The 10,346-nt window shown below is 72.4% G+C and carries 9 protein-coding genes and 1 pseudogene; 2 read left to right on the top strand and 8 right to left on the bottom strand.

Annotated features, from left to right (window positions below; translation table 11 throughout):
• The 8 genes and pseudogenes from QMK34_RS38355 to QMK34_RS38320 all read right to left on the bottom strand — a co-directional run.
• Positions 1-1,855 (bottom strand): intein-containing Rv2578c family radical SAM protein (locus QMK34_RS38355; protein WP_326419691.1); only part of this gene is annotated, 1,855 nt, incomplete at its 3' end.
• A gap of 73 nt (positions 1,856-1,928) precedes the next feature.
• Complete coding sequence (locus QMK34_RS38350; protein ID WP_326419690.1) at positions 1,929-2,534, bottom strand: dihydrofolate reductase family protein; 606 nt, start codon at positions 2,532-2,534, stop codon at positions 1,929-1,931.
• Between the two features lie 38 nt (positions 2,535-2,572).
• On the bottom strand, positions 2,573-2,953 hold the full coding sequence (locus QMK34_RS38345; protein WP_326419689.1) for a YciI family protein: 381 nt from the start codon (positions 2,951-2,953) through the stop codon (positions 2,573-2,575).
• Positions 2,950-3,426: pseudogene (locus QMK34_RS38340) on the bottom strand (Si-specific NAD(P)(+) transhydrogenase); the annotation flags it as partial. The pseudogene QMK34_RS38340 and the gene QMK34_RS38345, both read right to left, overlap by 4 nt.
• A 131-nt stretch (positions 3,427-3,557) precedes the next feature.
• On the bottom strand, positions 3,558-4,811 hold the full coding sequence (locus QMK34_RS38335; RefSeq protein WP_326419687.1) for a glutamine synthetase: 1,254 nt from the start codon (positions 4,809-4,811) through the stop codon (positions 3,558-3,560).
• The gene (locus QMK34_RS38330) at positions 4,808-6,544 is read right to left on the bottom strand and encodes an IucA/IucC family protein (RefSeq protein WP_326419692.1); all 1,737 of its coding nucleotides are present in this window, start codon (positions 6,542-6,544) and stop codon (positions 4,808-4,810) included. The genes QMK34_RS38335 and QMK34_RS38330 overlap by 4 nt, the downstream gene beginning before the upstream one ends.
• Positions 6,545-6,588: 44 nt before the next feature.
• Positions 6,589-7,890 (bottom strand): lysine N(6)-hydroxylase/L-ornithine N(5)-oxygenase family protein, encoded by a 1,302-nt coding sequence (locus QMK34_RS38325; RefSeq protein ID WP_326419686.1) that lies wholly within the window; start codon positions 7,888-7,890, stop codon positions 6,589-6,591.
• Complete coding sequence (locus QMK34_RS38320; RefSeq protein WP_326419685.1) at positions 7,887-9,389, bottom strand: pyridoxal phosphate-dependent decarboxylase family protein; 1,503 nt, start codon at positions 9,387-9,389, stop codon at positions 7,887-7,889. Before QMK34_RS38320 ends, QMK34_RS38325 begins: the two co-directional genes overlap by 4 nt.
• A gap of 151 nt (positions 9,390-9,540) precedes the next feature.
• Between QMK34_RS38320 and QMK34_RS38315 the strand changes: the two genes are divergently transcribed.
• Both QMK34_RS38315 and crcB read left to right on the top strand, forming a co-directional pair.
• Entirely contained in the window at positions 9,541-9,972 is a 432-nt protein-coding gene (locus tag QMK34_RS38315; RefSeq protein ID WP_326419684.1) for a fluoride efflux transporter FluC, read from the top strand.
• Positions 9,969-10,334, top strand: coding sequence for a fluoride efflux transporter CrcB (gene crcB / locus QMK34_RS38310; RefSeq protein ID WP_326419683.1), 366 nt, complete (start codon positions 9,969-9,971; stop codon positions 10,332-10,334). Before QMK34_RS38315 ends, crcB begins: the two co-directional genes overlap by 4 nt.
• Positions 10,335-10,346: the final 12 nt, after the last annotated feature.

Genomic DNA, 10,346 nt, shown 5'->3' with positions numbered 1-10,346 from the left:
CGGCGGGGGCGGGGGTGCTCGCGCGGGGGTCGTAGCCTGTTTTGGGGGCGAGGCCGTTGCGGCGCAAGAGGACGGCCACTCGTTCGGCGAGCCGGACGCGGTACTCCTTGCTCGCGTAGGTGCCGCGGCCGTAGATGCGCCGGTACAGCGGCACGAGGCCGGGATGTTCGCGGCCCAGCCAGGACGCGAACCACTCGCGGGCGCCGGGGCGCAGGTGCAGCGGGATCGCCGAGACGCTGCTCGCGCCCGCCTCCGCGAGCTCGGCAAACAGCGCGTCCAGCGCCTCGACCGAGTCGGTGAGGCCGGGCAGGATCGGCGCCACCAGCACCGCGACCGGCAGCCCGGCGGCCCGGCCCTTGCGGACCAGCTCCAGCCGCGCCTGCGGGCTCGGGGTGCCCGGTTCGAGGCGGCGCTGCAGCTCACGGTCCAGCAGCGCGATCGACACCGCCAGCCCCACCGGGACGTCCTCGGCGACCTTCTCCAGCAGCGGCAGGTCGCGGCTCAGCACCGTGCCCTTGGTCAGGATAGACAGCGGCGTGCCCGAACGGGCCAGCGCGGTGATGATGCGCGGCATCAGCCGGTACCGGCCCTCCGCGCGCTGGTACGGGTCGGTGTTGGTGCCCATCGCGACGTGCTCGCGCCGCCAGCCCGGTTTGCGCAGCTGCGCGGCGAGCACCTCGGGCGCGTTGATCTTGACCACGACCTGGGTGTCGAAGTCCTTGCCCGCGTCGAAATCCAGGTAGGTGTGGGTGTTGCGGGCGAAACAGTTGTGGCTCACCATCCCGTTGGCGATGAAGTCGCCGGTGCCGGTGGTGATGTCGAACAGCGGCAGTTCGAGCCCCAGGGCGGCGACCGAGGTGACCCGCAGCCTGGCCGTACCGAACGCCATCCCGTCGAGCGTCCGTTTCCGGGTGACGGCCGGATCTGTCAGCTGGAAGAACCGCAGGTGTTCCGCCGCGCCGCCGAGCACCCGCACCGCGCGCACCCGCGGCCGCCGCTCGTTTTCGCTTGTCTCGTAACGAAAGCCGAACGCCTCGAGCGCGGCGCACAGCGTCTCGACGATCTCCTCCTCCTCGTGGGCGAACGTCAGCGAGCCGCGCCGGTGCGTCCCGGCCAGGTCGAAGGTCCCGGCCAGGAAACCCCGCTGCCAGTGGGCGTCCGGCGTCGGTGGGACCTTGACGAACCCGGTCGACGCGCCGAAATCCGGCAGGTAGCGCACCGCGCGGCCGGTCGCTTCGCGTTCGGTGGCGAACCCGCCGGACCGCAGCATCCCGCACAGGTACCCGGCCCGGTAGCCGAACGTGTCCTCCGCGGTCTTGGCCGGGAGCCCGACACCGACGAGTTCGGTGCCCTCGGCCAGATGCGGCCGCTGGGCGGTGCCCCATTTGCTGCCGGTGACGTGCTTCCAGCCGCGCGCGGTGAGGAACCGGTGCTCCCCGCTGGCGACCAGCGTCGTGCCGTCCTCCAGCGTCACGCGATACGCCGGTTTCAGTGTCGACCAATGCGCCAAGACGGTAGTGCGCACCAGTTTCCGCCCGGCGCCGTAGCCCTTGGTGCCGTAGATCTCGTCACCGGGCGCGAGATCGGCCAGCGGCCTGGTTCGGCCGTCGGCGGTCAGGATCGCCGTCTCCCCCTCCATGCAGTAGGTGCACGCGTGTGAACAGCCGCGATACGGGTTGACCGTCCAGCCGAACGGCACTCCCGAGCCGTCCGGGATCTTGTTCAGCACCGATTTGGCGTGCACCTCGTGAAAGGTGACGCCGTCGAAGTCGGGCGGGCGCACCGAGCGCACCAACCCGTCGAGCCCTGGCAGGGCCTGGTCGGCCCGGTCCGCTCGTTGTCCGTCCCATCGCACCCAGTCAGTCGAACACATGTTCTAATAGCTGTCAAACGAGATCCGGAGGCGGACACAGCTGCCGGACACAGCCCTAACCGGTGAGCGCGGCGGAGCCGTAACGGGGCGCGCCGTCGGGCTCGTAGGTGTGCGCGACCATGCCGGAGCGGGCGGTCTTCGTGCCGGTGAGACGCAGGGCGGCGAGCTGGTCCGGCTCCTCGAAGAAACGGCGGCCGGTGCCCAGCACGACCGGGAAGACCAGCAGGCGGTACTCGTCGATCAGGCCACGCGCCATCAACGTCCTCGCGAGCTGCCCGCTGCCGTGGACCTGCAGTTCCCGGCCCGGCCTGGCCTTCAGCGAGGCGACGTCGTCCAGCGTGACGCGCTCCGCGTTGTGCCACGCCGGGGCGCCGGGGGCCGAGGACACGACGTGTTTGGGCAGGGTGTTCAGCGCGGCCGCGATGGGGTCCTCGCCGCCCACGTACGGCCAGTGGGCGGCGAAGATGTCGTACGTCCGGCGGCCCAGGAGGAACGCGTCCGCCTTGGCGAACCAGTCCACCACAAGTGCGCCCATGTCGTCGTCCGCGTACGGCATCAGCCAGCCGCCGTGCGCGAAGCCGCCGGTGCGGTCTTCGTCCGGGGCGCCCGGTGCCTGCATGACGCCGTCGAGGGTGAGGAAGGTGGTGAGGGTCAGTTTCATACTTATCCGTCGAACGGGCGGCGGCCGGATCGACAGGACTACTCCGAAAGATTCTCCGTGGCGAAGTCCTCGGGCTCGAACAGCTGCCGCAGCTCGATCCGCGCCGAGCCGCCGCCGTCGAGGACGGGCCAGCCACGGACCCACTCGACGGCTTCCGCCTTCGACGCCACCTCGATGATCGAGAACCCGGCGATGAGCTCCTTCGACTCGGTGAACGGGCCGTCGGTCACCGTCGGTGAGCCGCCGGCGAACTCGACCCGCGCGCCGAACGAGCTCGCGCGCAGGCCGTCACCCATCAGGAGCACCCCGGCCTCGGCCATCTCCTTGTTGTACTCGCCCATCGCGGACATGAGCTCCTCGCTGGGCATGAGCCCGGCCTCGGTCTCCGGGTCGGCCTTGCGGATGATCATGAACCTCATGCCTGGGTGAACCTTTCCAGTGCGCGGATCTTGTTCGTCGCGTCGAGCGCGGCGACCTTGTACGCCTCGGACAGTGTCGGGTAGTTGAACACGACGTCGACGAGGTAGTCCACCGTGCCGCCGCAGCCCATCACGGCCTGCCCGATGTGGACGAGGTCGGTGGCGCCGGTGCCGAACACGTGCACGCCCAGCGGCTTCCGGTCCGTGGTGGACACCAGCAGCTTGAGCATGCCGTAGGTGTCACCGGTGATCTGCCCGCGCGCGAGCTCGCGATAACGCGCCGTCCCGACCTCGTACGGCGTGGACGAGGACGTCAGCCCAGCCCCGGTGGCGCCGCAGCAGGAGATCTCCGGGATGCTGTAGATCCCGATCGGCTGCAGCGCGGCCAGTTCGTTGGCCGGTTCCCCGAACGCGTGGTACGCCGCCAGCCTGCCCTGGTCCATTGAGGTCGCGGCGAGCGCCGGGAAGCCGACGGCGTAGAGGTCGTACTCGTGGTCGCTCACGAGGAGAAGCCTGCTTACCGGCGCCGCCCAGCGCAACCCACACTGCCTCTGAAGGCCACCTTCACGGCGTAAAACGCTGTGAAGGTGGCCTTCAGGGGCAGTCAAGAACGCAAGGCGCCGCGTGCTCGTTGCCAGTCCGTCACGGCGTTCAGGCCCGCGTCCAGTTCTTCGCGCAGGAGCGCCGCGCGGTGCGCGACGACGTCGGTGCCCAGGAGTGCGGCAGCGCGGCCGCCGGTCAGCTCGGCGAGGGCCTCCCAGGGGGACGACGCGAGTTCGCCCAGGTCGGCGCCCGCCGGGGGCGGTTTCAGGCCTTCCGCGATTCCGGCGGTCCCGGCGGCCAGCAGGGCGGCGACGACCAGGTGCGGCTGCGCGTCGGCCCCGGCGAAGCGGAACTCCAGCCGTTGTGCCGCACCGGCGCCGACGAGGCGGACGGCCGCCGTGCGGTCGTCGGCGCCCCAGCGCAGCACACGTGGGGAGAACGGGGCGGTCCGCAGGCGCACGTAGCTGTTCCACGTCGGGGCCCAGAACGCCGTCAGCGCCCGCGCGTCCCGCAGGACCCCGGCGAGGAAACCGCCCAGCGCGCCGTCGATCCCGGCCTGCACACCGTCCGAAGTGGACAGTGACAAGTGGACATGACAGGAGTTGCCCCGGCCGGGTTCGGGAGCCGCCAGGTAGTCGGCGCTCACCCCGTGCGCCGCGGCCGCGCGGCGGACGAGCACTTGCTGCAGCAGCGCGTCGTCGCAGGCGGACAGGGCGTTGCGATGCCGCAGGACGATCTCATACTGCCCCGGATGACATTCCGCGCGCGCCGATTCGACCCCGAGTCCCGCGTTTTCGAGCACCCCGCGCAGGTCCCGCAGGAGAGGGGCCAGCGGCTCGGTCCCGCCCAGCGCGTAGTCGACGCCGTGCGCGGTCATCGGCTCGCCGCCGGAATCCCGGAAGACGACCTCGTGCTCGATGCCGATCGACGGCGTCAAGCCGTGCTTCCCCAACGCGGCGAGCCGCTCGCGAAGGATCTGGCGCGGTGCGAGCGCGGCGGGCTCGCCCGAGGGCCATTCGGCGTCGCACACGACCGCCCAGGTCCGGTCGCCGAGGAACACGGCGCTGCCGACGTCCGGACACATCCGCAGGTCGCCGTAGCCGCCCAGATAGCGCGCGAGCTCGGGTGCCTCCAGCGGCTCTCGCGCCGGATTCCATGCGAACACGTAGCTGCAGACGCCGTAACCGTCGTCGAGCGCCTCGGCCGCGAAGGGCGACGCCAGCTCCACCGCGGCGAAGCGCGCGTGCGGGTCCGGCACGAGCAGCAGCAGCCGCGTCGCGTCCTCCGACAACGCCTGCCGGAGCGCGGGGTTCACCACGCGCCCGCCGGGTCCGCGGCGTAGAGCGGGTTCGGCACGCGGCCCCACCGGACGTCGAACTCGTCGTCCCGCTCGACCTTGTCGAAGCCCTGCCCGGCGAAGTGCTCGCGGTTGAGCGTCACCCGTTCGACGTCGGGCGCGAAGAGCAGGCAGGCGTCGAACCTCTCGGCCACGTCCGGGTTCTGCTCGCGGTAGCGGCCGACCACCTCGCGCACGAGCGCCCAGAACCGGGCCCTCGGCAGTGCCAGGTCGTCGAGCAGGATCTCCGCCCAGAACCGCAGCTGCCCGGAGAACACCGAGCTGAACAGCGACTGCGCGAGCAGGTGCGCGGGCCAGCGCAGCATGTCCTCGTTCGCCTCGGGCGGCAGCAGCCGGTAGCAGTCCAGCTCCTCGTCCATCAGGTCGACGCCCTGGGCGAAGTCCTTGATCACCACGCGCCGCGGGCGCCCGGCGCCGTCCACGACGAGGATCAGGTTCTGGCCGTGCGGGCAGAACCCCACGCCGTAGCGGAGAAGCCACTGCAGCAACGGCGTGAGCAGCTGGTCGAACAGCTCGGCGCACCACTGTTCGGCGGTCAGCCCGGACGCCGTGACCAACTCGGAGATGACCGCTGTCCCCGCCGAATCGCGGTACGGCAGCGCGGCGAAGGAGATCGCGCGCTCATCGCCGGACAGCCGCGCGGCGAGCGGCTCGCGCCACAACGCGCCGAGGGTCTCGTGGAAGCGGTACGGCAGCTCCTCGATCGCGCCGAACAACGGGTGCCGCACCGAGACGCTGGCCACCTCGCCGAGCAGTTCGAAACGGTACTTCTCCGACAGCAGCGGGTCGGCCGCGCTGAGTGTGCGGAGCCAGGTGGTGACGCCGGGCCCGGCCAGCGTCGCGGCCGAGTTCAAGCCGCGGTAGACCAGCGTGTTCCGCACGGACACGGCGGTCTTGACGTCGTGCCGGTCCGGCCTGCTGACATTGGCGAGCGTCCGGACCGTCTGATGTGGACGGTAGTGATCCCGGCCGTCACCGAGGTCGATGACGGTGCCGCCAGCCAGCTCGGCGGCATAGAGCGTGCCGACGATCTCGTCGGCCTGCCACGGGTGCACCGGCACCCAGACGTAGTCCGCGGGATCCCCGGTCTCACGCACGCGCGCGGTGAACCCGGCGCGCTGCTCGTCGTCGAGTTCGGCGGCCAGCAGCCCCTGCTCACTCAGCTCGCCGACACAGCGGAACTCCGCGTGGTCGCGGTGCACGGCGAGCCAGCGCAGCGCGATGTCCGCCCCCGCCTCCGGCGCGTACCGCGCGCGATCACGCGCGGAGAACCCGACGCGGCCCTTGTTCAGCACCAGCCGGGGATGCCCGGTCAGGTGCCCGTCGGCCAGGTTGTAGTCCAGTGTGGACAGTTCGGCCGCGCTCGGCGCGCGCCGCAGCCGCGCGGCCTCGTTCGTCACCGTCGCGGTCAGCTCGGCGAGCACGTCGGCGAGCCGGAGCCCGGTCAGGCCGAGCGTCGCGCGGGCGTCGACGACCAGTGCGCGCGGATCGTCGGCGGGTGCCGGTGCCGCGTCATCCGCCTGCCGGGTCGCGCTGCCCGGCCTCGGCGTCCAGGACTCGAAGGCGCCGCGCCTGGCCTGGAACGTGTAGACGACGCCGGGCAGCTCGAGGCGCCACAACCGGTGCCCGCGCTCGGTTTCGTCACCGGCCTCAGGGACCAGCATGGCCTCGTACGACAGCTCGCCGAGCATCTTGTGCACGATGAGCGAGCCCGCCGCGCGCCAGTGTTCGTCGGTCACAACGCCTCCGTGGGATCGATGCCGAACGTGGTGAAAGCGGTGCGCGCGGGCAGTGCGTAGACCTGCCGCCCGCACACCGCGTTGAGGATGGCCGCCGCGCGCCAGGCGCCGAGCCCGAGGTCGGGCGCGCCGGGGCCGTGGGTGTGGCGCTCGGCGTTCTGCACGAAGACCGGCCCGGTCACGTCGCCGCCGAGCCGGAGCCGGTAGTCCCGTTCGACCACGAGCCTGCCCCGCGAGTCCCGCTCGACGGCCTCGCCCAGCCCGGCCAGCAGCGGGCCGGTCGGCGTTTCGGCGTACCCGGTCGCGGTCACCACGGCGGCGGTGCGGACGAGGGCGGTCCGGTCCTGCTGGACGTGGCGCACCGTGAGCTCGATGCCGCCCTCATCCGAGGTCGCCGAGACGACCTCGACGCCAGGACTGAGGGTGGCCGACGGCCAGGTGCCGCCGATGCCGCGCCGGTAGAGCTCGTCGTGGATCGCGGCGATCGTCTCGGCGTCGATGCCCTTGTACAGCTGCCACTGCGCGGGCAGGAGGCTGTCACGGACGTGCTCGGGGAGGCGGTGGAAGTACGCCGTGTAGTCCGGGGTGAACTGCTCCAGCCCGAGCTTCGAGTACTCCATCGGCGCGAAGGCCGGGGTCCGCGCCAGCCACCGTAGGCCGTCCACAGTGGACCGTGAGCGCAGCAGGTCGAGGAAGACCTCGGCGCCGGACTGCCCGGAGCCGATCACGGTGACGCTCTCCGCCGCCAGCAGCGCCGGGCGGTGCGTCAGGTAGTCCGCCGAGTGCAGCGCAAGCGTTTGCTTCCCGGCGACCAGCGCCTTCAGCGGCTCCGGGACCGAGGGCACCGAGCCGACCCCGAGCACGACGGCACCGGCCAGCACGGGCTCGGCCGCGGCGAACGAGACCTCGAACGCCCGCTCGACGCCCAGCCAGCGCAGACCGGTCACCTCGTGGCCGAACCGGCAGCTCGGCAGGCGCTCCGCCGCCCAGCGGCCGTAGTCGTCGTATTCCGCCCGCGGCAGGTGGAACCGCTCGGCGAAGTAGAACGGCAGCAGACGGCCCTTCTCCCGCAGATAGTTCAAAAAGGACAGTGGGCTGGTCGGGTCCACCAGTGACACCAGGTCGGCCAGGAACGGCACCTGCAGCGTCGCGCCGTCGACGAGCAGCCCGGGGTGCCAGCGGAACTCGGCTCGGGAGTCGAACAGCGCGACGTTCAGCCCGTGGACGGGCGCGGCCAGTGCGGCGAGGGACAGGTTGAACGGGCCGACGCCGACGCCGACCAGGTCGAAGCGGTTCACGAAGCGACCGGGCTTCCCTCGGCCTCGGCGCACACGGCCCGCGGCTCGTTCGCGGCCGTGACGACCACCCGGTCGAGGAGCTCCCGGTAGTCCGCGGCGGCCGTGTGCGGGTGCAGCAGCGTCAGCTTGAGCCACAGCTGGGGCGCGCCATCGGGACCGGTGGGCATCGACGCCCGGCCGATCACCGCGGTGCCCGCCTCCAGCAGTGCGCGGCGCACCCCGGCGACGAGCGCGTCGGCCATCGGCTCGGCCAGCGCGTCGGCGAGCACCGGCCGGAACAGCACGGTGGACAGCGACGGCTTCCCCCAGGACCGCAGGCCGGGGTGGGCTGCGACGAGCGCCTCGACGCCGGTGGCCGTGTCGCAGCACCGCTCGACGAGCTCACCGAGGCCGTCGGTGCCGAGCGCGCGCACGGTGACGGCCATCCGGAACGCGTCCGGGCGGCGGGAGGTGCGCAGCGAGCGGCCCAGCAGGTCCGGGAGCCCGGCCTCGGTGTCGTCGTCGGCGTTGAGGTACTCGGCGCGGACGGTCAGCGCGGCGAGATCGGCTTCCGCGCGGCAGGCCAGCAGCCCGGCGGCGACCGGCTGCCAGCCGAACTTGTGCATGTCCAGCGCGATCGAGTCGGCCAGGTCCAGCCCGGCGAGCGCGGGCCGCCGCCGGGGGCTGAACAGCGCCATCCCGCCGTACGCGGCGTCGACGTGCAGGCGGGCGCCGAACCGGCGGCACAGCGCGGCGATCTCGGGCAGCGGGTCGAGCCGGCCGGTGTTGGGGGTGCCGGCGGTGGCGACCACGATCGCGGACGCGCCGAGCGGCGCGAGCGCCTCGGCCAGCGCGGCCGGGAGCATCCGGTCGTCCTCGCAGGCGACGATCACGGGCGCGGGCAGGCCGAGCAGCCAGGCGGCCCGCGCCACGCTGTGGTGCGCGTTCGCGCCGCAGACCGGGCGCACCGCGAGGCCGGGCGAGAGTTCACGGGCGAGCAGCAGGCCGAGCAGGTTGGATTCGGTGCTGCCGGAGGTGACCACGGCGTCGGGCGCGGCCTCGCCGGGGTAATCGCCGGGGTAGCAGAGCCGGGCGATCCCCTCGGTGAACTCGCGCTCCAGCTCGCTCGCTACCGGCGCCTGGTCCCAGGAGTCCATCGACGGGTTGAGCGCGCTCGCCACGACATCGGCGGCGACGGAGACGGCCAGCGGCGGGCAGTGCAGGTGGGCGGCGCAGGCGGGGTCCGCGGGATCCGCCGAGCCCGCGGCGAGCAGCCTGCTGAGCTCGGTCAGCGCCCGTTCGGCGCCGATGCCCCGCGCCGGAAGCGTGCGCGCGGCGTCACTCCCCGCGGCCGCGAGACCGGCGGCGACCGCGGCCGGTCCCCCGGCGGGCACCGGGCCGCCGCGTTCGGCGACCCCCGCCGCCATTCCCCGCAGCGCCAGGGGAATCAGCTCGGCGAGCCGCTCCGCTCCGCCTGTTCCACCCGCCAGCGAGGTCGCTGCCGCCGACTCCCCGAGCATGGACTCACCACCCGATCGTCTTAGGTTTGCCTACCCTGAGCAACAGTACGGGCACCGTCCGGCGTCCGGCATCCGGGTGGTGACCGCGGTCCAGCATGGGGGAACGCGCCGGGGCGACGCGTCGGCCATCGGCGTGCAGTTGAACGGTAGGTTGCGGGGAAGAATCACACCAGGAGGTCGTCCGATTCCCGCTCAGCCCTCCACTCGCTGGGACGTCCTGCTCGCGATCGGCGCGGGCGGCGCGCTCGGCAGCCTCGCCCGCTACTGCCTCTCGCTCGCCCTGCCCCATTCGCGCGGGGAGTTCGCGACGGCGACCTTGCTGACGAACGTGCTCGGCTGCCTGCTCATCGGGGCGCTGATGGCGGTGATCACCACGCGCGGCTCCCATCGCCTGCTGCGGCCCTTCGTCGGCGTCGGGGTACTGGGCGGGTTCACCACGTTCTCGACGTTCGTGCTCGACACCCTCGACTCCGCCACGACCGGGCGTCTCGCACTGGGGCTGCTCTATGTCGCGGCGTCCGTGCTGCTCTGCCTGGCCGCGGTGGCCGTGGGCCTGTTCACGACCAGGACGGCCCTGCGATGACAGTCCTGCTGATCGCGCTCGGGGGCGGCGCCGGTGCGGTCCTCAGGTATCTGACCGACCAGCGCCTGCAGCGAGCGGCCGGGACGGCGTTCCCGTGGGGCACGCTGACGGTCAACATCGCGGGCTCCCTGATCCTGGGCCTGCTCACCGGCTGGACCCTGCACGGCACGCCGCCCGGGGCGCTGCACACGCTGATCGGGATCGGCTTCTGCGGCGGCCTGACCACGTTTTCGACCTTCGGCTACGAGACCGTCCGCCTGTTCACCGAACGCGCGCGGCTGCAGTCGGTGCTCAACGTCGTCGCGACGGTGGCCGCCGGACTGCTGGCAGGCGGCGCCGGACTGCTCCTGACGTCCCTTTAGCCGCGCCCCGCA

Source organism: Amycolatopsis sp. H20-H5, from assembly GCF_035828755.1.
Lineage (GTDB): Bacteria > Actinomycetota > Actinomycetes > Mycobacteriales > Pseudonocardiaceae > Amycolatopsis.
Note: the sequence above shows the minus strand (reverse complement) of the source record. Positions and strands in the feature narration are given on the sequence as shown.